Raw genomic sequence first — 22,586 nt, 5'->3', positions numbered from 1 at the left:
CTCAGACCTCCACCCGGACGCCGTACGTCCGCAGCCAGTCGTCCAGCTGCAGCGCCGTCTCCAGGACGGCCCGGCCGACCCCGGTCAGGTCGGGCGACTGCCGCAGGCCGTCCGACAGCAGCGGCAGGACCGGGCTGTCCCCGGCGCGTACGACGGCGGCGAGCCGCTCCCGAAGGACACGGTCGTAGGCGGCATCCCGCAGATTCGGGTAGGGCGTCTTGACGCGCATCGCGACCTCTTCGGGCAGTACGTCGCGCAGGGCGGCGCGCAGCACGCTCTTCTCACGGCCGTCGTGCGACTTCATCGACCAGGGGATGTCGAAGGCGTACGCGAGCAGCCGGGGGTCGGCGAACGGCACCCGGATGTCCAGGCCCGCGGCCATGCCGAGCCGGTCGAGCCGGTCGAAGAGCACACGCGAGTGCCGGGTCAGGGCGAGGTAGGTGACCTCGCGGTGCCGTGCCTCTGCCGGGTCGGCGACGACCTCCCGGGCGCCGAGCTCGGCGATCGCGTCGCGGTGGCAGTCCTTCTCGTACGTGGCCAGGTCCAGGGTCGCGAGCAGTCCGGCGTCGAAGACGGTGTCCATGCCGTCGAAGCGGGCGCGGCCTTCCGCCACCCAGGGGAAGGTGTCGGAGTGCACCCAGCGGTCGAAGCGCTGCCAGTTGTAGCCCGCGAACACGTCGTCGCCGAGTTCTCCGGAGAGCGCGACGGGCGCGTGCGCGCGGGCGGCCCGGAACAGGCTGAGCAGCGAGGCGTACTGGTCGCCCTTGTTGATCGGGATGTCGTAGGCGGCCAGGACGTCGGAGCGCAGCCGCGGGTCGAGCAGGTCGAGGCCGGCGAGGGAGATCTCGTGGTGGTCCGTACCGGCGTGCTCGGCCATCACTCGGGCGTAGAGGTGGTCCTCATTGCCCGAAGTGCCGTCCGCGGCCTGGTCATTGACCGCGAGGCTGCGGACCGGACCGGTCCCGAGCGTGCCCGCCGTCCGTGCGGCGAGCGCTGTCAGCGAACTGGAGTCGAGCCCTCCGGACAGCAGCGAGGCGGGCGGCTCGCCGTCGGGCCCGAACTGTTCCCCGATGACGGTCTCCAGGAGCTCGCGCACCGTGGCGACGGTCTTGTCCAGGCCGTCGGTGTGCTCTCCGGCACGCAGTGCCCAGTACGTCCGCTCGCTCGGCCCGCCCTCGCGCCCGACCCGCACCACACAGCCGGGCCGCACCTCGCGCATGCCTCGGAACACGGCGTGCCCCGGCACGCGGGCGATGGAGAGGATGTCGCGGAGCCCGCCGGCATCGACGGCGGGTGCGAACTCGGGGTGCGCGAGAATCGCCTTGGGCTCGGAGCCGAACAGCACGCCGTGCGCGGTCGGCGCGTAGAACAGCGGTTTGACACCCATCCTGTCGCGTACGAGCAGCAGTTCCTCGCGCCGCTCGTCCCACACGGCGAAGGCGTACGTCCCCTCGATCCGCTCGACGCAGCCCGCACCCCACTGCCGGTATGCGTGCAGCACTGCCTCCGCATCATCAACGGAGGTGAAATCCCGCCCCAGAGAGGGCAGTTGGGAGAGCAGAGCCTGCTTGTTGCTGATGCGTCCGGCGTACGTGACGACGATGCGGCCGCCCGCGGCATCACCGCTCGCCAGGGGCTGTGCGCCGCCGGGCGAGGTGCTCCGGTGCCCGAGTGCGGCACGGTCAGACCGCCACACCCCTTCGCCGCCCGGACCGCGCCCGGCGAGCGCCGAGGTCATGACGCCTATGGGGTCGTGGGCCCCGGAGGTGCGGGCGAAGTCGACCCATCCGGCTATCGCAGACATGCAAGTAGACCTTTCGGCTGGCGAGTTGAGGAGGGTCAGGAGCCGGTGGCCGTAAGGGCGGTCTCATCGTAGTCGCCGTGGATGTCGCAGGCGTACCACTGGGCGAGCGCGCGCATCGCTTCCACGACGGGGGCCGTGGGCCGCCAACCGAGCTCGCGCTCGATCAGGCCCGTGGCCATGGACCAGCGCGGGGAGAGCGGCTGCTGGCTCCACTCCCAGGGCGTACGCCGTGACACGTCGGCGAGCAGCCCGGCGAGCTCCACCTCGCCGTGCCGGGCGGAGGCCACGTTGAGGACGGCCTCGGCGGCCGGCGCGGCGAGCACGACACGCAGGGCGTCCGCGAGGTCGCGGTGGTCCAGGATCTGGTGCACGCCGTGCGAGTCGAGCAGTAGCGGGCGGCGCGTCCAGGCCAGGTCCACCCAGCGCACACAGGCCGTGGATGCGGGCGCGTACGGCCCGACGGGATCGGCGATCCGCAGCACCTGCACGGGAATCGAGGCATCCTCGCCCCACGCCCGGCAGCGCCGCTCCTCCTCCCACCAGCCGCGGGCGAGGGCGTCCTCGGGGGCCTCGGGTCCCACCGCGTCCTCGGTCTGCTCGCCGGGGCCGCTGCCCCGGTAGACGGCGGCGGACCCGACGTACACGAACCGCTCCGCCGCCGCCGCATGCGCCGCACGCAGCGCCTCGTCGAGCCCCGTTCCGTCGCCGCTGCCGAGGTGGACGGCGCACTCCGCGCGCGTGTCCGTACCGCCGTCTCCGTACCGCGCCCGGAGCCCCAGATCGCCGAGGGTCCCGGCCAGCTGCCGCCCGAACCCGCCGTCCCCGCCGGTCAGTTGCACCGAGGGGCCGGAGGTTTCGACCGGCCCCGTGTGCTCGGCCCGGCGCCCCTCGTCCATCGCCGCGAGCGCGAGGTCCCTGATGGCGGGTGCCATCGCCAGGAGCTCCTCGGCGGTGTACTCCTCGCACAACCCGCCGGGGCCCAGCGTCTCCATCACGGCTGCCGCGGTGCGCCGGTCGGGCTCGGCCGCGTCCGCGAGCACGACCCCGAGCGCATATCCGGTCAGCCACACGGCACGGGCGATCCGCTCGCCGAGCTCCTCCCGTACGCCGCGGATCGCGTCACCCTCGTACGCCGCGAGAGCGCTGTCGAGGGCCCCGGCCCGCCGCAGCCAGCGCTCGGTCTCCAGGTACTCCCAGGTGCCGGTGTCCGCTCTCCGCACGGCACACCGCGCGTCCCCGTACTGGTAGAACGGCACCACGTCGAACCGCGGGCAGTCCCCCGCACCGACGTCCTCGGGAACCGCCGCGTCGAACCAGGTCGCCTGCCGGAAGCCGTGATAGCTGTTGCCCGCGAGGCTCGGCAGCGCGTCGTGCTGCACCGTGCTCGGCGTGCAGAAGCGGACCGGCACCCCGCGCTCGTTCAGGAACCGCTGCACGACCACGTCGTACGGCCAGCCGCCGCCGTGCTTCTCCTGGAACTCCCCGTATTCCCGGGCCAGTTCGGCGGGCAGCATCAGCGCCTGGCACGGCACATGCTCCTGGAGGGTGTACGCCCAGGTGGCCCCGGTCAGCGCCGCGAGCCGGGCGACCGCCCCGTTGCGGGCCTCCCAGCCGCCGTAGAAGGAGATCGCCTCACCGGCGGGGGCGGCGGCCGCGGCCTGTTCGGCGTGCTGGTAGAAGCCCTCGGCGAGCACCACGTCGTCCTGCAGCACCAGGTGGTGCGTGGCGTCCGGCGCGACACAGCCCCACGACTCGAGGGCGGTACGCAGTGCCGTCGGCCGTCCGTCCGGCTCCGGGTCCGTGGTCACCACGATGCGTCCCTGCGGATCGGCCTCGGCCAGCCGACGGGCCTCCTCCAAGCGCTTCGGGTGCGCCATCACCGCACCGCTCAGCCTGACCCCTGCCCCATTGCGACCCACGGATCCCCCACCTCCAGCGATCGACACGGCTCTCACGAGCCCGGCACCGCCCATGTTGACCATGACCCCGCCTCACAGCAAGGTCTATACCACCGCACCGATTCGGCCTCCGGCGCTCCGGACCCGGAGGGCTCGGGCGGTCTGCTGTCCCGCCGGCGGGACAGCAGACCCATGGCCCGAATTACCCGTACTTGTCATACTGTTGAAGGAGTTCATGTGACCGCGCCCGCCCCCGCCCGCAGCCCTCTCGGACGGCCCGCCGAGGCCGAATCCCCGGACGGCCTCAACGTCCGCGCCCGCCACCACCACAACCCTTACGGCTATCTGCTGTCCGGCTCCGACCTCGACGCCCTCCTCCTCGAACTCGGCCTGCGACGCGCGGCGAGCATCTGGCGCCACCACCACTCCTCCCCCGCCGCCGCGCCCCGGGACCCTTACCCCCGACTGGCCATGGCCTTCGTCCTGTTGGACCCGACGGCCGACCCCTGGGTCCGGCACGAGGACGCCGTACTCGGCGCGATCACCATCGGCGACGAGGGCCATCGCTTCCTGCCGAACGCGGCGGCGAAGGCCGCCGGCCACCGCCGCCTCGGCCGCAACTACGGCGAGGCCGTCCACACCGATCCCCACCTCTGCGGCGACGGCGCCTTCCGCTACGGCCACTCCGCCGAGGTCCGCGGCCTGATAGTCGGCGCCAGCGCCCAGACCCCCGACCAGGATCTCCACGAAGCGTCGCTGCTCGCCCAGGACTTCATCGGAGCCCTCGCCGACCGCCACTCGGCCTGGGAGACCACGACGGGTGCCACGGACTGGCTCTCGCCCGAGGACGTTCCGGCGGCAGGGACGACTGCCATGACCGGCTTCTTCACGGCGCGGGCGGTGTAGGCGGCAGAAACCTCGCGCCCGCGCCCAGGTCTCGAACCGGCAGCACGTAGGTGAGACCACGGTCCGCCGACTCGAACAGGGTGAACTCCACTTGGTCGGGTAGGCCGGGGTGCGCCCCCCGGCCTACCCGACCGGCACGAAGACAGGTCAAGCCACCTGTTGGGCGGAAGGGTCAAGCGCTTCAGAGATGGCTTGAAACCACGCCTGCCCGCCCGGCAGCGCAACAACGGGCTGAAGCGGCAGTCATCCGGCGGAGGTGGCGGCGGCACAGGATGATGTTGCTTGCGCACCTCACTGCGCCCGGCATGACAAGCTGTGCTTCCCACTGCCCGAACCCAGGAGGTCGCCGTGACCGCAGAGTCTGCATCCAAAGAAGGTTCGGAGCCGACCGACCCCGAGACGTCCGCCCTGGTGCCCGACAGCGACGGCCAGGACGACCTGAAGCGCAAGTTCCGGGAAGCCCTGGCGCGCAAGCGCGGTGTGCAGGCGGACGCCGCCGACCTTGCTGCGAACGTCGACGCGTCGAAGGTCCGTGGGACGCACGGCCCGGCTGCGAACCAGCGGTCGTTCCGGCGCAAGAGCGGCGGCTGAGCCGATCACATCCGCGACCCGGCCGGCCGGGCACCGGTCCCGGACCGCGCACAGGCCGCTTCCAGCGGTGGCGGGCGCCGGACCGCGGCTGTCAGCAGCCGTGCAGGTCACCATGGCCGCGGTCAACGGCGCTGCGGGCAGGTCCGAGCCTCAGGAGGGGGCAAACGGCAGGACGTCCGGCGAGAGCGCGCCGGCGCGCGCAGCAGCGCTCGTCATGCGGCGGCGGTGATGACGTCGGCACAACACCTCGTAGCCGACTTCCGCGGTGGGGTGATTCACGTCACCGACGACGACCTGCTCACCCTCCATGACCATCTCGCCGCCCACCGTGCGGGCGTTGTGCGTGGCACGCGCCCCGCACCAGCACATCGCCTCGACCTGAAGGGTCTCGATCCGGTCCGCCAGCTCGATCAGCCGCTGCGAGCCCGGGAAAAGCCTGGTCCGAAAGTCGGTCGTGATACCGAAGGCGAAGACATCGAGGCCCAGGTCGTCCACGGCCCGCGCCAGCTGGTCGATCTGCTCCGGCGCCAGAAACTGCGCCTCGTCCACAATCAGATAGTCGACCTTGTCGCCCTGCGACATCCGACCCACGACATAGGCGTACAGATCCATCTCCGGCGCCGCCTCGACAGCATCCGTCACCAGACCGAGCCGCGAGGACAGCTTCCCCTCCCCCGCCCGGTCGTCGCGCGTGAAGATCACGCCCTGCAGACCCCTTGCGGACCGGTTGTAGATTCGCTGCAGAGCAAGCGTCGACTTCCCGCAGTCCATCGTTCCGGAGAAGAACACCAGCTCGGGCATGGGGAGTTGAGCACCTTTCGGGGGCGGTGGGATCGAGGGCGCTAGGAGCGTACTTCGAGCAGCGGCACAAGCTGCTCGGCGGGGGTCATCGAGCCGTGGTTGCCGACCATCGCCGACTCCTTGGGCTCCCGCTCGGAGGCGATGATCAGGACGTCGTCGTGCGCGGCCGCGACGACGTCGCCGATCCGGTCGTACACCCGCTCGTCGAACCGGTCCGGCGGACCGAACCAGCCCGCCGTGATCGCCTCGTCCCGCGAGGCCACCCAGAACTGTTCGCCGAGCACCTCACGCCAGCAGGTCAGCACGTCGGTCGAGGCGCCGGGCACCGCGTAGACATGCCGGGCCCGGCCCTCGCCGCCGAGCAGGGCGACGCCCGCCTTCAGCTCCCAGTCCTCGTCGAAGTCGATGCGGTGCTGCTCGTCGAACGGGATGTCGACCATGCCGTGGTCGGCGGTGACATACAGGGCGCTGCGCGGCGGGAGCTGCTCGGCGAGGCGCTGGGCGAGCCGGTCGACATGCATCAGCTGGCCGCGCCAGGTGTCGGACTCCACGCCGTAGCGGTGCCCGGCGCCGTCCAGCTCGGCGTAGTACGTGTAGACCAGGGAGCGGTCGCCGGCGGCGAGTTGCTCCGCCGCGAGGTCCATGCGCTCCTCGCCGGTCAGCCGTCCGTGAAACGTTCCGCCGCTCAGCGCGACCTTGGTGAGCGGGGTGTGCTGGAAGGTCGGGGAGGAGACCTGGGCGGAGTGCACCCCGGCGTCGGCGGCGAGCTGGAAGACGGTGGGGTACGGCTGCCAGGCGGCCGGGTCCGACCACGGCTGCCAGCGGAGCTGGTTCATCAGCTGGCCGGTGGCCGGATTGCGCACCGTGTAGCCGGGCAGGCCGTGGGCGCCGGGCGGCAGGCCGGTGCCGACGGAGGCGAGGGAGGTCGCGGTGGTGGCCGGGTAGCCGGCGGTGATCGGCCGTCCGGTGCCGCCGCGCGAGCTGCCGAGCAGGGAGGTGAGGAAGGGGGCCTCGTCGGGATGGGCCTTGATCTGCTCCCAGCCGAGCCCGTCGATCAGGAAGACGCAGTTGCGGTCGGCGGGCGTCAGCTCCGTGATCGACGCGGACATTCCGGGCACGGCCATGCCCGCGGCCAGGGTGGGCAGCAGGTCGGCGAGGGAGCCGCTGCCGTACTCGGGGAGCGGCGCGGAGCCGAGGGCGAGGGGTTCCGGATGATCCCAGGCGGCGTAAGCCATCAGCGGGTGACGTCCGCGGTCGCTTCGGAGATGGCCTGTGCGAAGACGAGCGCCTGGCGCACCGTCTCCGGGCCGTCCCCGGCCTCGCTGACCCGCAGGCTGAGGTCGTCCGCCGTGGAGTTGCCGGTGTAGCCGTGGTCGGCCTCGCAGTTGGGGTCGCCGCAGGCGGCGGGCTCCAGGTCGATGCGGGAGACGGCGCCCCAGCCGATGGTCAGCACGATCTCGCGGGGCAGGGTGCCCGGCGTGTACTGCTCCGGGTTGGCCACGACCCGGCTGACCACGACGGACGAGATCCGGCCGAGCTTGACCGACTCGGTCGAGGTGGTGGCGTACGGCGTCGGGGAGGTGCTGTCGGCGGCCTGCTCGTCGGTGTGGCTGACGATGAAGCGGTTGCCGGTGAGGACGAGCACGGTCACATGCCGCCGCACCTCGTTCTGGTCGAACGTCGTCTCCTGGTGGACCAGGTACGACCGGATCGGCTCACCACCGATGGCGGCCTCCACCGCCTCGGCCACGAGGGCCGGGTAGTAGCCGCTGCGCTCGATCGCGACGCGCAGCCCCTGGGTCGTCGTACTGGTCTTGGCCATGGCGTCCATCCTAATCCGTGGGCAAGGGGACCCGGGCCAGTCGCGCGCGGCCGCGTCCGACGCCGCCGCCGTCGCGCGCGGCCGCGTCGAACGCCGCCGACGGGTGCGGGCGTTCGTCCCGGTCGGCCGGTGGTCAGTAGGCGGGCAGTGTGCGCGGGCCCAGATCGTCACGGGCCGGCGGTGGCGCGAGGCGGACGGTGGCCCCCAGGACGCTCACGCCCTGCCGGGCGACCACGACCGGTTCCAGGGTGACCGCGACGACCTCGGGGTGGTCGTCGACCAGCCGGGAGACCCTGAGCAGCAGCTCCTCCAGGGCGGGCGTGTCGACGGGGGCGGAGCCGCGCCAGCCGAACAGCAGGGGCGCGGTCCGGATCGAACGCACCAGCGAGGTGGCGTCCCGGTCGGTGACCGGAACCAGCCGGTGCGCCATGTCCCCGAGCAGCTGCGAGGCGGCCCCCGCGAGGCCGAAGGACACCACGGCCCCGGCGGCCGGGTCGATCACGGCCCGTACGACGGTGTCCACGCCCCGGGGCGCCATCCGCTGCACCACCGGCCGCAGCTCCTCGGGCGCCCCGTACAGCTCGCTCAACTCGTCGTACGCCCGGCGCAGTTGCTCTTCGTCCGCCAGGTCGAGCCGCACTCCGCCCAGGTCGGCACGGTGGCGCAGATGGGGAGCGGTGGCCTTGAGGGCGACGGGATAGCCGAGGTCGCGGGCGGCTCCGACCGCGGCGTCGGGGGTGGGGGCGGGCAGCGCGCGGTGCACGTCGATGCCGTACCTGCCGAGGAGCCGGCAGGTCTCCTCGCCCCCGATGGTGAGCCCCTCCCCGCGTTCGAGCAGCCCGCCGATCAGCTCGGCGGCGCCCCGCTCGTCGATGTCGTCGTACTCGGGCACCTTCCCGGGATCGGCGGCCTCCCGCCGCCACTGCCCGTACTTCACCGCTTCGGCAAGCGCCCGGACGGCCCGCTCGGCGGCGGGGTAGGCGGGGATGAGACGGGAGTAAGGGTGGGGGGCCTGAGGGGCGAGCGGCTTAGGGGGCTGGGCAGCCGCCTGTACTGCGGTCTGTACTGGGGTGGGCAGGCGTTCCGCAGGGCGATGGGGGTCCCCCCGCTCGAGCGAAGCCGAGAGTGGGGGAGGGTGGGCACCGCCACCAGCGCCGGGTGCCATCGCACCGGCCGTAGGTGCGGTACGGCCCGCAGCCGAGAGCGCCTCCGCCAGCCCCCCGAGCTCCACGTGCACCACGAGAACCGGCTTCCCCGGAACCTCTTCGGCGGCAGACCGCAGCGCCTCCGCCAGCTCCGGGTCCCCCACGGCCCCCTCCCCGATGGTCGGAATCGCCGTGACGACCACCGCGTCGCACGACTCGTCCGCCAGCGCCTGCGACAGCGCCCGGTGGAAGTCCCCGGCGGTCGCCCGCGTCGTCAGGTCCAGCGGCCGGGCCGGCCGCAGCCCCTCGGCCAGGCACCGGTCGTACGTGAGCAGCCCGAGCGACTCCGAGTTGCCGAGAATCGCCACCCGCGGCCCGGCCGGCAGCGGCTGCCGCGCGAGCAGCAGCCCCGCGTCGACCAGCTCGGTGATGGTGTCGACGCGGATCACCCCGGCCTGCCTCAGCAGCGCGGACACCGTGGCGTGCGGCAGCCGCGTCGCCCGTACCGCGTGGCCGGGCGGCGCGCCCGCGCCCTGCACCACGACCAGCGGCTTCGCCGCCCCCGTCCGCCGGGCGAGGCGCGTGAACTTGCGCGGGTTGCCGATGGACTCCAGGTACATGAGGACGACGTCGGTCTCGGGGTCGTCGTACCAGTACTGGAGGACGTCGTTGCCGGAGACGTCCGCGCGGTTGCCGGACGACACGAAGGTGGAGACGCCCGTGGTGCCGGTGACGCCGCCGCCGCGCCGGTGCAGCCGGGACAGCAGGGCGATGCCGATGGCGCCGGACTGGGCGAACAGGCCGATCCGGCCGGGGCGGGGCATCTCGGGTGCGAGGGAGGCGTTCAGCCGGACGTCGTCCGCGGTGTTGATGATCCCGAAGGCGTTGGGGCCGATGATGCGCATGCCGTACGTGCGCGCCTGCCGGACGAGGGCGCGCTGGCTCTCACGGCCGTCGGGGCCGCTCTCCGCGTACCCGGCGGCGAGGACGACGAGCCCCTGGACGCCGTGTTCGCCGCACTCGGTGACGACCTCGGGCACGTGCTCGGCGGGTACGGCGACCACCGCGAGGTCGACAGGGCCGTCGATGTCCCTCACCGAGCGGTGCGCCGGCACCCCGTCGATCTCCTTGAAGTCGTCCGGGAATGCCTGGTTCACGGCGTGCAGGCGGCCGGTGAAGCCGGCGCCCCGGAGGTTGTCGAGGACGCTGCGGCCGACCCCGCCGGGCGCGCGGCCGGCGCCGATCACGGCCACGGAACCGGGTGCGAGGAGCCGTCGTACCGAGCGGGCCTCCGCGCGCTGCTCCCGCGCGCGCTGGACGGCGACCGAGCGGTCCGTGGGCTCCAGGTCGAACTCCAGACGGACGACGCCGTCCTCGAAGCTGCGCTGCTGGGTGTAGCCGGCGTCCGTGAACACCTTGATCATCTTGCTGTTCGCGGGCAGCACCTCGGCGGCGAAGCGACGGATCCCGCGCTCGCGCGCGACGGCCGCGATGTGCTCCAGGAGGGCGGAGGCGACGCCGCGGCCCTGGTGGGCGTCCTGGACGAGGAAGGCGACCTCGGCCTCGTCCGCGGGCGCGGAGGCGGGCGTCCCGTCGGCGCCAATGCGGTCATAGCGTACGGTTGCGATGAACTCGCCGCCGATGGTGGCCGCGAGTCCCACCCTGTCCACAAAGTCGTGGTGCGTGAAGCGGTGGACGTCCTTGGCGGAGAGCCTGGGGTAGGGCGCGAAGAAGCGGTAGTACTTCGACTCGTCCGAGACCTGCTCGTAGAAGCTGACCAGGCGATCGGCGTCATCAACGGTGATGGGCCGGATGCGCGCGGTACCCCCGTCGCGCAGCACCACGTCAGCCTCCCAGTGGGACGGGTACTCATGCCGGTCCTGCGGGTCCGCCGGGGTCTGCATGGGCCCCAGAGTACGGCTCGCGTCCGACAACGGCGCGAGGCAGTCTGTGGAGGACGGAAGTCGGGCCGAGGCCGCGGTCCGACGACACACCCGGAGGGGACTCACGTCCACTCCGGGCATGCTTCACGATATGGGAAACTGGTCTAGACAACCCTGAACACCGAAGGGCAGCATCACATGGCTGAGCGCCGCGTCAACGTCGGCTGGGCCGAGGGCCTCCACGCCCGCCCCGCTTCCATCTTCGTCCGAGCCGCCACGGCCGCAGGCGTCCCGATGACGATCGCCAAGGCCGGGGGCAACCCCGTCAACGCGGCCTCCATGCTGGCTGTCCTGGGCCTGGGCGCCCAGGGCGGCGAGGAGATCGTCCTCGCCTCCGAGGCCGAGGGCGCGGACGCTGCCCTCGACCGCCTGGCCAAGCTGGTCGCCGAGGGTCTCGAGGAGCTCCCCGAGACCGTCTGAGCGCCCGGCGCCCGCACGTCCGGGGCCGCGCCACTCCCACGGGGGGTCGGCGCGGCCCCGCCGTTTCCCCCGCCGCCCCACCCGGGGGCCGCACCCGACCCGGGGCCCGTACCCGACCGGGCCACCCGTCATGTGCCGCAATTCCGTGACAGCCGCACATGACTTCACGACCGGGCCGCACACGGTTTTACGACGGCCCCGTCCGGGAGTTTGCGAAGGCCCCGGCGCCCGGCTTTACCGCGGGCACACGAAAGAAGCGCGACCGTGAATTCCCGGCGCGCGTGAATTCGGGCAGCGAAAACAGACCCCGCCGAATAACATCTCTTTGTATACGGTGCGCGTGTTAATGCCGCAGGCCCGACATGTTTACGGGGTGTTGCGAAGTCCTCACACCGTTCGCCCGTTCCGTGCTGCCGGAAAAGCGCAGCCGGTGGGAGACCATCGAGCGCTCGGTGTGCAGCGCCGTGACCGCCCGGGCCCGCTCGCCGTCGCCGCGCGCCACCGCGTCCACGATGGCGCCGTGCTCCGTCCAGGACTCCACGGGGTTGGCGGGCGTCTCCACGGTGTACATCCAGGCGATCTTGTGCCGGAGCTGGGTGAGCGTGGAGGTCAGGGCATGGCTGCCGGAGGCCTGGGCGAGCGTCTCGTGGAACCAGCCGCCCAGGGAGCGCAGGTCTTCACTGTTTCCCCGCCTGGCCCGCTCCTGCCCCAGCCGGACCAGTCCGCGCAGCACCTTGAGGTGCGCCTCGGTGCGGCGCTGGGCGGCCCGGGAGGCGCCGAGCGGCTCCAGGAGCATGCGCATCTCCAGCAGGTCGGCGGCCTCCTGCTCGGTCGGTTCGGCGACGCACGCGCCCGCGTGCCGGCGCGTCACGACGAAGCCCTCCGCCTCCAGGGTGCGCAGGGCCTCACGGACGGGGACGCGCGAGACCCCGTAGCGGCGGGCCAGGAGTTCCTCGGTGAGCCGGCTGCCGCGCTCGTAGACACCCGCGACGATGTCGTCCCGGATCGCTGTGCATACCGAGTGCGCCGGAATACGCATGACCGACCTCCGCCTTAATCCCCGTGAAACGCCGCCGAGTGGCGTCCGTTCCGTGACTCTATTGCAATGAGCCGGAATTTCCGACGGAGGGCCGGAATCCAGGGATATATTTTGGACACCAGGTGCACGAAAACGACGAAAGCCCCGGCACGGGGGCCGGGGCTCCGGAAGATCTCACGGGTTGTTGTCGCCGCTTGGTCGTCGGTGCGGGTGCGTGGGGGTTGCTCGCGCAGTTCCCCGCGCCCCTTTCAGGGGCGTCACGCGCAGCGCCCCTTCAGGGGCGCGGGGAACTGCGCGACCAGCCACGACGCACCCGCGCCCGGCGCACGCATCGCAACCCCCACGTCGGTCTCGGCGCGGGCCCGCGTCCAGCTCGCGTCAGACGTTCACGCCGTGCTTGCGGAGGTAGGCGACCGGATCGACGTCGGAGCCGTAGTCCGGGGTGGTGCGGGCCTCGAAGTGGAGGTGGGGGCCGGTGGTGTTGCCGGTCGAGCCCGAGAGGCCGATCTGCTGGCCCGGGGTGACCTTCTGGCCCACCGAGACGCCGATGGACGAGAGGTGGCCGTACTGGGTGTACATGCCGTCGGCCATCTTGATGACGATCTCGTTGCCGTACGCCCCGCCCCAGCCGGTGGAGACGACCGTGCCGGTGCCGACCGCGTGCACGACCGTGCCGCCGGCGGCATGGAAGTCGATGCCGGTGTGGGCACCGGAGGACCACAGGGAGCCGCCGGTCTTGTAGCCGGTGGAGACGTAGGAGTCGCTGATCGGCGCGACGAAGGTGTTCAGGCGCTTGCGCTCGGCCTCGCGGGCGGCGCGCGCCTTGGCCGCGCGCTCCTTCTTGGCCTGCTCCGCGGCCTTCTTGCGGGCGGCCTCCTCGGCCGCCTTGCGCTCGGCGACGGCCTTCTGCACGGCGGCCTGGGCGTCGATCTGCTCGGCGACGGAGTCACTGATCGTGATGACCGGGGTGAGGCCGGTCTGCTCGACGGAGTTCTCGGCGGCGAGCGCCGGGGCGGCCGAGACGGTGCCGACGACACCCGTGGTGGTGAGGGCCGCGATACCGGCGGCCTGCGCGGTGGTGCGCTTCACCCGGCCGGGACGACGGTGCTTCCCGGAGGCGCACATGAACGCCATGTAGAGGCTGGTCCTTTCCTTCCCTCTCGCCTACCGGGTTAGCTGACGGGTTCGGAGCAGGAAGGTCTCCTACGAGCCCCCTCGCGACACGCGCGGGCGCCCGATTCACCCCAGGGACTACATGGGTCCCCGGCTCCCCTGGCTCGCGCCGTACGGGGACTCGGCGATGGCTGTCCGGTGCCGCGGATGCGGCGCACTGCCTGACGGACAGCCCGGAAGAACCTACGAGGCCGCTCTTCCCCCGCCCAAACGGAACGCGGTTTTTGTAGCGCATCCCACAGGGCAGACAGGCAACCTCCACCTCAATTCGGACATGCGAGAGCCCTGATGACCCGACGGTCACCAGGGCTCTTCATCCGCGTGTGCCCTAATCCGCGGCGACGACCGTGACTTCGCCGATGCCGAGGGCCTCGACGGGCTCCTTGATCTGCGCCGCGTCCCCGACGAGGACGGTCACCAGGCGGTCCACCGGGAAGGCGTTCACGACCGCCGCGGTGGCCTCCACGGTGCCGGTGGCGGCCAGTTGCCGGTACAGCGTCGCCTGGAAGTCGTCGGGCAGGTACTGCTCGACCTGGTCGGCCAGGGTGCCCGCGACGGCCGCCGCCGTCTCGTACTTGAGCGGCGCCACCCCGACGAGGTTCTGCACGGCCACGTCGCGCTCGGTGTCCGTGAGGCCGTCGGCGGCGAGCGTACGCAGCACCGTCCACAGGTCCTGGAGGGCCGGGCCGGTGTTCGGGGTGTCCACGGAGCCGCTGATGGCGAGCATCGAGACACCGGTGCCGTCGGGGGCGGACCGCAGGACCTGCCCGAACGAGCGGACGCCGTAGGTGTAGCCCTTCTCCTCGCGCAGGACGCGGTCCAGGCGGGAAGTGAGGGTGCCGCCCAGGCAGTAGGTGCCGAGCACCTGGGCGGGCCACACGCGGTCGTGCCGGTCGGAGCCGACGCGGCCGATGAGCAACTGGGTCTGGACGGCGCCGGGGCGGTCCACGATGACGACCCGTCCGGTGTCGTCGGCGGTCACGGACGGGACCGGGCGGGGCTGCCCGGTGGCGGCGCGCCAGGCGCCCAGGGTCTCGCCGAGCAGCTCGTCCAGGTCGATGCCGGTCAGGTCGCCGACGACGACCGCGGTGGCCGTGGCGGGGCGGACGTGCCGGTCGAAGAAGGCACGTACGGCGGCCGCGTCGATCTTCTCGACGGTGTCCTCGGTGCCCTGCCGCGGGCGGGACATCCGCGCGGTGGCCGGGAACAGCTGCTTGTAGAGCTCCTTGGCGGCCCGGCGGCTGGGGTTGGCCAGCTCGTGCGGGATCTCGTCGAGGCGGTTGCGGACCAGCCGCTCGACCTCGCTCTCGGCGAAGGCGGGCGCCCTGAGGGCGTCGGAGAGCAGCCCGAGACCCTTGGCGAGCCGTGAGGCGGGGACCTCCAGGCTGATGCGGACGCCGGGGTGGTCGGCGTGCGCGTCGAGGGTGGCGCCGGCCCGCTCCAGTTCGGCGGCGTACTCCTCGGCGGAGTGCTTGTCGGTGCCCTCGGAGAAGGCGCGCGCCATGATGGTGGCGACGCCGTCCAGCCCGGCCGGCTCGGCGTCCAGGGGTGCGTCCAGGAGCACCTCGACGGCGACGACCTGCTGGCCCGGGCGGTGGCAGCGCAGCACGGTCAGACCGTTGTCCAGGGTGCCGCGCTCCGGGGCCGGGAAGGCCCAGGGCTTGGCCTCGCCCGGCTGCGGCTGAGGGTGGAAGTCCATGGTGGCGAGCTCGGTCACTTGGCCGTCTCCTCGTTCTCGTTGCCGGCCTCTACGGTGGCTTCCTGCTCCGGGTCCTCGCCGCGCCCCGCCTCCTGGGTGTGCTCCGCGGACTCCGCGGACAGCGGCTCGTAGACGAGCACCGCGCGGTTGTCGGGACGCAGCCGGGCCTTGGCGACCTCCTGGACCTCCTCGGGGGTGACCTGGAGGACCCGCTGGACGGCGGTCAGGGCGAGCTGCGGGTCGCCGAACAGGACGGCGAAGCGGCACAGTTCGTCCGCGCGGCCCGAGACGGTGCCGAGCCGGTCCAGCCACTCGCGCTCCAACTGGGCCTGGGCGCGCTCCATCTCCTCGGGCGTCGGGCCCTCCTCGGCGAACCGGGCGAGCTCCTCGTCGATGGCGGCCTCGATGACCGGCACCTCGACGTCACCGGAGGTCTTCACGTCCAGCCAGCCCAGGGAGGGCGCCCCGGCGAGCCGCAGCAGACCGAAGCCGGCGGCGACGGCCGTACGGTCGCGCCGTACCAGGCGGTTGTAGAGGCGGGAGGACTCGCCGCCGCCGAGGACGGTGAGCGCCAGGTCGGCCGCGTCGGACACGCGCGTGCCGTCCTCCGGGAGCCGGTAGGCGGCCATCAGCGCCCGCGCGGGGACCTCCTCCACGACGACCTCGCGCAACTGCTCGCCCATGACGTCGGGCAGCGAGCCGTCGCGCGGGGCGGGCTTGCCGTCGTGCGCCGGGATGGAACCGAAGTACTTCTCGACCCAGGCGAGGGTCTGCTCCGGGTCGATGTCGCCGACGACCGACAGGACGGCGTTGTTGGGCGCGTAGTAGGTGCGGAAGAACGCGCGCGCGTCCTCCAGGGTGGCCGCGTCCAGGTCCGCCATCGAGCCGATCGGCGTGTGGTGGTAGGGGTGGCCCTCCGGGTAGGCGAGCGCGGTCAGCTTCTCGAAGGCCGTGCCGTAGGGGACGTTGTCGTAGCGCTGGCGTCGCTCGTTCTTGACGACGTCCCGCTGGTTCTCCATCGACTCGTCGTCCAGGGCGGCGAGCAGCGAGCCCATCCGGTCGGCCTCCAGCCAGAGGGCGAGCTCCAGCTGGTGGGCGGGCATGGTCTCGAAGTAGTTGGTGCGCTCGAAGCTGGTGGTGCCGTTGAGCGAGCCGCCGGCGCCCTGGACGAGCTCGAAGTGGCCGTTGCCCTTCACCTGGGCGGAGCCCTGGAACATCAAGTGCTCGAAAAGGTGAGCCAGGCCGGTACGGCCCTTGACTTCGTGCCTTGAACCGACGTCGTACCAGAGGCAGACCGCCGCGACCGGGGTCAGGTGGTCCTCGGAGAGCACCACGCGCAGACCGTTGGCCAAGCGGTGCTCGGTCGCTGCCAGGCCTCCGGAGCCTGTCTCGGCCGTGGTCGTGTGACCCATGGGCATGTACGTCCCTTCGCTCGCGGAAGCGGTCTCGAACCGCGGTTTTTCTGCCGGTCCTGCCACTGTATGCAAGCGCGCGGGGACCCGGCGAAGTTCCCGCACGACGTACGCCCAGAGCGGATCGCGTAGCCTGCGTCCCACCCGCCCTGTGACGGCTACCGGCACCGGGGCGGGCCGCGGCGACCGGGGCCTGGCCCGGGTTGTCAGTACCGCGGTCCACAATGGTCAGCGTCAGATCCGTTCACGCATGAGCAAGGAGCCGGCAGCGATGGCCCGCCGCAGCACGAAGACCCCGCCGCCCGACGACTCGTTCGAGGAGAGAATCCTCGACATCGACGTCGTGGACGAGATGCGCGGCTCCTACCTCGAGTACGCGTACTCGGTCATCTACTCGCGCGCCCTGCCGGACGCCCGCGACGGCCTCAAGCCGGTGCACCGCCGCATCGTCTACCAGATGAACGAGATGGGCGTGCGCCCCGACCGCGCCTATGTGAAGTGCGCGCGCGTGGTCGGCGAGGTCATGGGCAAGCTGCACCCGCACGGCGACGCGTCGATCTACGACGCGCTGGTCCGCATGGCCCAGCCGTTCTCGATGCGCGTCCCACTGGTCGACGGCCACGGCAACTTCGGCTCGCTGGGCAACGACGACCCGCCGGCCGCCATGCGGTACACCGAGTGCCGGATGGCCGAGGCGACGAGCCTGATGACCGAGTCGATCGACGAGGACACGGTCGACTTCTCGCCCAACTACGACGGCCAGGAGCAGGAACCGGTGGCGCTGCCCGCCGCGTTCCCGAACCTGCTGGTGAACGGCTCGTCGGGCATCGCCGTCGGCATGGCGACGAACATGCCGCCGCACAACCTCGGCGAGGTGATCTCGGCCGCCCGCCACCTGATCCGCTACCCGAACGCGGACCTGGACACGCTGATGAAGCACGTCCCGGGCCCCGACCTGCCCACCGGCGGCCGGATCGTCGGCCTGGAGGGCGTCCGGGACGCCTACGAGACGGGCCGCGGCACCTTCAAGATCCGGGCCACGGTGGCGGTGGAGACGGTGACGGCCCGCCGCAAGGGCCTGGTCATCACCGAACTGCCCTTCACGGTCGGCCCCGAGAAGGTCATCGCCAAGATCAAGGACCTGGTCAACGCCAAGAAGCTCCAGGGCATCGCCGACGTCAAGGACCTCACCGACCGCGAGCACGGGCTGCGTCTGGTCGTCGAGATCAAGAACGGCTTCGTGCCCGAGGCGGTCCTGGAGCAGCTCTACAAGCTGACGCCGATGGAGGAGTCCTTCGGCATCAACAACGTGGCGCTGGTGGACGGCCAGCCGCTCACGCTGGGCCTGAAGGAGCTCCTCGAGGTCTACCTGGACCACCGCTTCGAGGTGGTCCGCCGGCGCAGCGAGTTCCGCCGCACCAAGCGCCGCGACCGCCTGCACCTGGTGGAGGGCCTGATCACGGCCCTCGTCGACATCGACGAGGTCATCCGTCTGATCCGCTCCAGCGAGAACAGCGCGGACGCCAAGCAGCGCCTGATGGAGCGCTTCTCGCTGTCGGAGATCCAGACCCAGTACATCCTGGACACCCCGCTCCGCCGTCTCACCAAGTACGACCGCATCGAGCTGGAGGCGGAGAAGGAGAAGCTCACGGCGGAGATCGCCGAGCTGACCCGGATCCTGGACTCGGACGCGGAGCTCCGCAAGCTGGTCTCGGCCGAACTGGCCGCGGTCGCCAAGAAGTTCGGCACCGAGCGACGCACGGTCCTGCTGGAGGCCTCGGGTGCGCAGGCGGCCGTGGTGCCGCTCCAGGTCGCCGACGACCCGTGCCGGGTGCTGCTGTCCTCGACGGGCCTGCTGGCGCGCACGACGAACGGTGAGCCGTTCCCTGCGGACACCGACGGCAGGCGCGCCAAGCACGACGTGATCGTCTCTGCGGTCCCCGCGACCGCGCGCGGCGAGGTCGGCGCGGTGACCTCGACGGGCCGCCTGCTGCGCATCAACGTCGTCGACCTCCCCCAGCTCCCCGAGACGGCGACCGCCCCCACCCTCGCGGGCGGCGCGCCCCTCTCCGAGTTCCTCTCCCTGGAGGACGGCGAGTCGGTGGTCTGCCTGACCACGCTGGACGAGTCCTCGCCGGGTCTCGCCCTCGGCACCGAGCAGGGCGTGGTGAAGCGCGTGGTGCCCGACTACCCGTCCAACAAGGACGAGTTGGAGGTCATCACCCTCAAGGAGGGCGACCGGATCGTCGGCGCGGTGGAGCTGCGCACCGGCGAGGAGGACCTGGTCTTCGTCACGGACGACGCGCAGCTGCTGCGCTACCAGGCCTCCCAGGTGCGCCCGCAGGGCCGTCCGGCGGGCGGTATGGCGGGCGTCAAACTCACGGAGGGCGCGAAGGTCATCTCCTTCACGGCGGTCGACCCGGCGGCCGACGCGGTGGTCTTCACGGTGGCCGGCTCGCGCGGCACGCTCGACGACTCGGTCCAGACGACGGCCAAGGTGACCCCGTTCGACCAGTACCCGCGCAAGGGCCGCGCCACCGGCGGCGTGCGCTGCCAGCGGTTCCTGAAGGGCGAGGACTGCCTGTCCTTCGCCTGGGTGGGCCCGGTCCCGGCGAAGGCGGCCCAGAAGGACGGCTCCCCGGCCGAACTCCCGGAGCTGGACCCGCGCCGGGACGGCTCCGGCGTATCGCTGCCGAAGACGGTGTCGGTGACGGCGGGCCCGGTCTAGGCCTCGTACCCGTCGTCAGGGCCTTCCGCGAGGCCCTGTACGCCGTCGTCAGGGTCCTCCGCCAGGCCCTGGACATAGCGCAGGACGCCCCACATGCCGTGCTCGTCGGCGTGTGGGGCGTCGTTCGTACACGCCTCCAGCTCCTTGCGCAGCGCGGCCGTGTCGATGCCGGAGCCGATCAGCACGAGCTGAGTGAGCCGTTCCTCCCCGCTCCCCCAGGCTTCCGGGTAGAAGCGCAGGAACCGCCCCACGGCATGCACGGCGTACCGGTTGGCCGTGTCGTACGGCCCGAGGTCGACGTACCCCTTGATCCGGTAGAGCCCCTCGGGACGGCTGTCGAGGAAGGCCATCAGCCGACGCGGGTCGAGGGGCAGCGCGGCGGCGAAGGACAGGCTGTCGTAGGCGGCGTGCAGATGTCCCTCGTGCGTGCCGTCGTCGTGACGGTCGTGGAGGTCGTCGAAGGACAGCTGTCCGATGCGCTCCTCGCCGGGCCGGCAGTCGAAGAGGAACCCGGGGTCGATACGGCCGTAGGTCGCCGGGACGACAGCGGCCCCCCGATCGCTGAGCGACCGCACGAGCCCGAGGACGCGCTCGCCGCCCTCCCCGGCCCGGTCCAGTTTGTTGACGACGACCAGGTCGGCCAGGGCGAGGTGCCGGTCGATCTCGGGGTGCTTCGCGCGCGTGCCGTCGAACTCGGCGGCGTCGACGACCTCGACGAGACCGCCGTAGACGATCCCGGGATGCTCGCTGGCGAGCAGCATCCGGACGAGTTCCTGGGGTTCGGCGATACCGCTCGCCTCGATCACTACGACGTCGACACCGGTGCCGGGGCTGGCGAGCCGCTCCAGGTAGACGTCCAGTTCACTGGCGTCGACGGCACAGCACAGGCATCCGTTGCCGAGCGAGACGGTCGAGTCGCCGAGGGCCCCGGCCACGGCCATCGCGTCGATCTCGATGGCCCCGAAGTCATTGACGATCGCCCCGATCCGGCTGCCTCCGCTGCGGTGCAGCAGGTGGTTGAGGAGCGTGGTCTTCCCGGACCCCAGGAATCCGGCGAGGACGACTACCGGGATCTGCCGGGGGGTGGGGTGGTGCTCCAACGGGGGCCTCTTTCGCGCGGGCGGGGTGGCGGGCCGGTCCAGGATAGGAAACCGCCGGACCGGACACCGCGACCCGTTCCGGCTACGCGGTGACGGCGTCGACCGCCCCCGGCTCCGGCCCCACATACCGTGCCACCGGTCGGATGATCTTCGAGTCCGTCGCCTGTTCCAGGATGTTGGCGCTCCAGCCGATCGCGCGGGCCGCCGCGAACGTGGGGGTGAACATCTCGCGGGGCAGGCCGCACAGTTCCATGACCACGCCCGCGTAGAACTCGACGTTGGTGTGGAGTTCACGGCCGGGCTTCAGCTCGGCGAGGATCCGCTCGACGTGGCGTTCGACCTCCACGGCGAACTCGACCCGGGGGCCGCCGAAGTCCTGGGCGATCTCGCGGAGCATCCGGGAACGGGGGTCCTCCGTACGGTAGACCGCGTGCCCGAAGCCCATCACGCGGTCACCGGCGAGGACCCGTGCGCGGATCCACGGGTCGATCCGGTCCGGCGTCGCGATAGCGTCCAGGGTGTCCAGCGCGCGGCTCGGCGCACCCCCGTGCAGTGGCCCGGACAGGGCGCCGACGGCACCCACGAGGCAGGCCGCGACATCCGCGCCTGTCGACGCGATGACGCGCGCGGTGAACGTTGATGCATTGAATCCATGATCAATGGTTGAGATCAAGTATTGCTCGACCGCACGAGCCCGCCGCGGATCCGGTTCCGCACCCGTCAACATGTAGAGGTAGTTGGCCGCGTACGACAGGTCCTCGCGCGGTTCGACCGGGTCGAGCCCCTGCCCCAGCCGGTACAGCGCCGTGAGCAGCGTCGGTACGGCCGCGCAGGCGGCGACCGTGTCGGCGCGGCGCCGGTCCGCGGCGATGTCGTACACCGGCCGGAATCCCCTGGCCGCGCCGAGCAGCGAGAGGGCGGTGCGCAGGCCGGCCAGCGGGCCTGACGTGCCGCTCGCCGCGGCCACCGCGGGCAGGGCCGTCCGGACCTCGGCGGGCAGGCGCCGGAGCGCGGCGGTCTCGGCGGCGAAGGCGGCCGCGCGCTCCGGGTCCGGCAGTTCACCGTGGATCAGGAGGTGCCAGACGTCCTCGAAGCCACGGGTGCGGGCGAGTTCGACCGCCGAGTACTGGCGGTAGTGGTAGAAGCCCTCGCTCCCCCGGACGTCGCCGACCTCGGTGTCCGTCACGACGACACCGGCGAGCCCGCGCGGCACCTCGACAAGGGTCGACCCGGTCCTGTTGACGGTCATGACCTGCCTCCGTTTTCCTCCTTGAACATGATTCGACTGTCCATCATTGACTGAATAACTGTCAATATTGATTGGATCAACTAGTAAGCCCGCGAACGCGATGAACGCCGGTTGCGGAACACGCGTCTCCGTCAGCGGGGACAGCGCCCCGTCGTCGGCCGGTTCGTTCAGGCGCTGATGGTCCGTCGGGCCGGCGCCGCCTGCGCGGAGGGGCCGTCCAGGCGCAGGGCGTCGAGTACCCGCCGATCGCACCCCGCACCAGGCATCCGTCTCCGGCGCCGGGCCGGGGGGCGACCGGGTGGGGTCACTGGTTGCTGAACGCCGAGTCGAAAGCTGCCTTCGGCAGCGGCCAGAGGGCGGCGCGGATCCGGCCGACGGCCTCTGCCGCGCCGTGCAGCCGGTCCATGCCCGCGTCCTCCCACTCCACCGAGACCGGGCCGTCGTAGCCGATGGCGGCCAGGGCGCGGAAGGCGTCCTCCCAGGGCATGTCGCCGTGGCCGACGGAGACGAAGTCCCAGCGACGGCGCGGGTCGCCCCAGGGCAGGTGCGAGCCGAGGATCCCGGCGCGCCCGTACGGCGGCCGGACGCGGGTGTCCTTGCAGTCCACGTGGTAGATGCGGTCGGCGAAGTCCGTGATGAAGCCGACGGGGTCGACGCCCTGCCAGATCATGTGCGAGGGGTCCCAGTTGAAGCCGAAGGCGGGACGCCGGCCGATCGCTTCGAGGGTGCGCTCGCTCGTCCAGTAGTCGTAGGCGATCTCGGACGGGTGGACCTCGTGGGCGAAGCGCACGCCCTCGGCGTCGAAGACGTCGAGGATCGGGTTCCAGCGGCGCGCGAAGTCCTCGTACCCCTCGTC

General features: G+C 71.9%; 17 protein-coding genes and 1 riboswitch. Of the genes, 4 read left to right on the top strand and 13 right to left on the bottom strand.

The window, feature by feature from the left end; all coding sequences use genetic code 11:
• Position 1: 1 nt before the first annotated feature.
• Together asnB and KVT45_RS41600 are read right to left on the bottom strand one after the other, a co-directional pair.
• On the bottom strand, positions 2–1,804 hold the full coding sequence (gene asnB / locus KVT45_RS41605; RefSeq protein WP_217554646.1) for an asparagine synthase (glutamine-hydrolyzing): 1,803 nt from the start codon (positions 1,802–1,804) through the stop codon (positions 2–4).
• Between the two features lie 35 nt (positions 1,805–1,839).
• Positions 1,840–3,681 carry an NAD(P)-dependent oxidoreductase gene (locus KVT45_RS41600; RefSeq protein ID WP_217554644.1) on the bottom strand — a complete coding sequence of 614 codons (1,842 nt, stop codon included), beginning with the start codon at positions 3,679–3,681 and terminating at the stop codon, positions 1,840–1,842.
• 258 nt (positions 3,682–3,939) lie between these two features.
• Between KVT45_RS41600 and KVT45_RS41595 the strand changes: the two genes are divergently transcribed.
• Both KVT45_RS41595 and KVT45_RS41590 read left to right on the top strand, forming a co-directional pair.
• Positions 3,940–4,608, top strand: coding sequence for a hypothetical protein (locus KVT45_RS41595; protein ID WP_217554642.1), 669 nt, complete (start codon positions 3,940–3,942; stop codon positions 4,606–4,608).
• Positions 4,609–4,956: 348 nt separating this feature from the next.
• On the top strand, positions 4,957–5,199 hold the full coding sequence (locus KVT45_RS41590) for a DUF5302 domain-containing protein (RefSeq protein ID WP_217554640.1): 243 nt from the start codon (positions 4,957–4,959) through the stop codon (positions 5,197–5,199).
• Positions 5,200–5,349: 150 nt separating this feature from the next.
• On the opposite strand, the gene KVT45_RS41585 is transcribed toward KVT45_RS41590, so the two are convergent.
• The 4 genes from KVT45_RS41585 to KVT45_RS41570 all read right to left on the bottom strand — a co-directional run bounded on the left by KVT45_RS41585 (position 5,350) and on the right by KVT45_RS41570 (position 10,871).
• Positions 5,350–6,000, bottom strand: a complete 651-nt coding sequence (locus KVT45_RS41585) for a thymidine kinase (protein ID WP_217554638.1) — start codon at positions 5,998–6,000, stop codon at positions 5,350–5,352.
• A gap of 41 nt (positions 6,001–6,041) precedes the next feature.
• A complete protein-coding gene (locus KVT45_RS41580; protein ID WP_254648122.1) occupies positions 6,042–7,235 on the bottom strand; it encodes an alkaline phosphatase family protein in 1,194 nt (397 codons plus the stop codon).
• Entirely contained in the window at positions 7,235–7,822 is a 588-nt protein-coding gene (locus KVT45_RS41575) for a DUF5998 family protein (RefSeq protein WP_089104457.1), read from the bottom strand. Before KVT45_RS41575 ends, KVT45_RS41580 begins: the two co-directional genes overlap by 1 nt.
• Before the next feature lie 133 nt (positions 7,823–7,955).
• Entirely contained in the window at positions 7,956–10,871 is a 2,916-nt protein-coding gene (locus KVT45_RS41570) for a bifunctional GNAT family N-acetyltransferase/acetate--CoA ligase family protein (protein WP_217554636.1), read from the bottom strand.
• Between the two features lie 177 nt (positions 10,872–11,048).
• Here KVT45_RS41570 and KVT45_RS41565 point away from each other — a divergent pair, with 177 nt between their 5' ends.
• Positions 11,049–11,330 (top strand): HPr family phosphocarrier protein, encoded by a 282-nt coding sequence (locus KVT45_RS41565; RefSeq protein WP_089104302.1) that lies wholly within the window; start codon positions 11,049–11,051, stop codon positions 11,328–11,330.
• 343 nt (positions 11,331–11,673) lie between these two features.
• Here the strand turns inward: KVT45_RS41565 and KVT45_RS41560 are convergent, their stop codons facing one another.
• The 4 genes from KVT45_RS41560 to KVT45_RS41545 all read right to left on the bottom strand — a co-directional run bounded on the left by KVT45_RS41560 (position 11,674) and on the right by KVT45_RS41545 (position 16,659).
• Entirely contained in the window at positions 11,674–12,369 is a 696-nt protein-coding gene (locus KVT45_RS41560; protein ID WP_217554635.1) for a GntR family transcriptional regulator, read from the bottom strand.
• Between the two features lie 378 nt (positions 12,370–12,747).
• On the bottom strand, positions 12,748–13,503 hold the full coding sequence (locus KVT45_RS41555) for a M23 family metallopeptidase (protein ID WP_217554634.1): 756 nt from the start codon (positions 13,501–13,503) through the stop codon (positions 12,748–12,750).
• Positions 13,504–13,515: 12 nt separating this feature from the next.
• Positions 13,516–13,679: riboswitch (cyclic di-AMP (ydaO/yuaA leader) on the bottom strand.
• Between the two features lie 191 nt (positions 13,680–13,870).
• Entirely contained in the window at positions 13,871–15,259 is a 1,389-nt protein-coding gene (locus KVT45_RS41550) for a pitrilysin family protein (RefSeq protein WP_217554633.1), read from the bottom strand.
• Entirely contained in the window at positions 15,256–16,659 is a 1,404-nt protein-coding gene (locus KVT45_RS41545) for a pitrilysin family protein (RefSeq protein ID WP_217554632.1), read from the bottom strand. Before KVT45_RS41545 ends, KVT45_RS41550 begins: the two co-directional genes overlap by 4 nt.
• 265 nt (positions 16,660–16,924) lie before the next feature.
• On the opposite strand from KVT45_RS41545, the gene KVT45_RS41540 reads away from it, so the two are divergent.
• Entirely contained in the window at positions 16,925–19,381 is a 2,457-nt protein-coding gene (locus KVT45_RS41540) for a DNA topoisomerase (ATP-hydrolyzing) subunit A (RefSeq protein ID WP_217554631.1), read from the top strand.
• Here the strand turns inward: KVT45_RS41540 and KVT45_RS41535 are convergent.
• From KVT45_RS41535 to KVT45_RS41525, 3 genes are all read right to left on the bottom strand, one after another.
• Complete coding sequence (locus KVT45_RS41535; RefSeq protein ID WP_254648121.1) at positions 19,378–20,481, bottom strand: GTP-binding protein; 1,104 nt, start codon at positions 20,479–20,481, stop codon at positions 19,378–19,380. The two genes, KVT45_RS41540 and KVT45_RS41535, sit on opposite strands and share 4 nt — an antisense overlap.
• A gap of 82 nt (positions 20,482–20,563) precedes the next feature.
• Positions 20,564–21,730, bottom strand: coding sequence for a citrate synthase/methylcitrate synthase (locus KVT45_RS41530; RefSeq protein ID WP_217554628.1), 1,167 nt, complete (start codon positions 21,728–21,730; stop codon positions 20,564–20,566).
• Positions 21,731–22,034: 304 nt separating this feature from the next.
• Positions 22,035–22,586: sugar phosphate isomerase/epimerase (locus KVT45_RS41525; protein ID WP_217554627.1), on the bottom strand; the 552-nt coding region annotated here is incomplete at its 5' end.

It is taken from the genome of Streptomyces sp. GbtcB6 (assembly GCF_019091475.1).
Classification (GTDB): domain Bacteria; phylum Actinomycetota; class Actinomycetes; order Streptomycetales; family Streptomycetaceae; genus Streptomyces; species Streptomyces hyaluromycini.
Note: the sequence above shows the minus strand (reverse complement) of the source record. Positions and strands in the feature narration are given on the sequence as shown.

Coding starts and splice junctions, on each gene's coding strand:
- asnB (WP_217554646.1), bottom strand. CDS start 1,804: ATGTCTGCGATAGCCGGATGGGTCGACTTCGCCCGCACCTCCGGGGCC.
- KVT45_RS41600 (WP_217554644.1), bottom strand. CDS start 3,681: ATGGCGCACCCGAAGCGCTTGGAGGAGGCCCGTCGGCTGGCCGAGGCC.
- KVT45_RS41585 (WP_217554638.1), bottom strand. CDS start 6,000: ATGCCCGAGCTGGTGTTCTTCTCCGGAACGATGGACTGCGGGAAGTCG.
- KVT45_RS41580 (WP_254648122.1), bottom strand. CDS start 7,235: ATGGCTTACGCCGCCTGGGATCATCCGGAACCCCTCGCCCTCGGCTCC.
- KVT45_RS41575 (WP_089104457.1), bottom strand. CDS start 7,822: ATGGCCAAGACCAGTACGACGACCCAGGGGCTGCGCGTCGCGATCGAG.
- KVT45_RS41570 (WP_217554636.1), bottom strand. CDS start 10,871: ATGCAGACCCCGGCGGACCCGCAGGACCGGCATGAGTACCCGTCCCAC.
- KVT45_RS41565 (WP_089104302.1), top strand. CDS start 11,049: ATGGCTGAGCGCCGCGTCAACGTCGGCTGGGCCGAGGGCCTCCACGCC.
- KVT45_RS41560 (WP_217554635.1), bottom strand. CDS start 12,369: ATGCGTATTCCGGCGCACTCGGTATGCACAGCGATCCGGGACGACATC.
- KVT45_RS41555 (WP_217554634.1), bottom strand. CDS start 13,503: ATGGCGTTCATGTGCGCCTCCGGGAAGCACCGTCGTCCCGGCCGGGTG.
- KVT45_RS41545 (WP_217554632.1), bottom strand. CDS start 16,659: ATGCCCATGGGTCACACGACCACGGCCGAGACAGGCTCCGGAGGCCTG.
- KVT45_RS41540 (WP_217554631.1), top strand. CDS start 16,925: ATGGCCCGCCGCAGCACGAAGACCCCGCCGCCCGACGACTCGTTCGAG.
- KVT45_RS41530 (WP_217554628.1), bottom strand. CDS start 21,730: ATGACCGTCAACAGGACCGGGTCGACCCTTGTCGAGGTGCCGCGCGGG.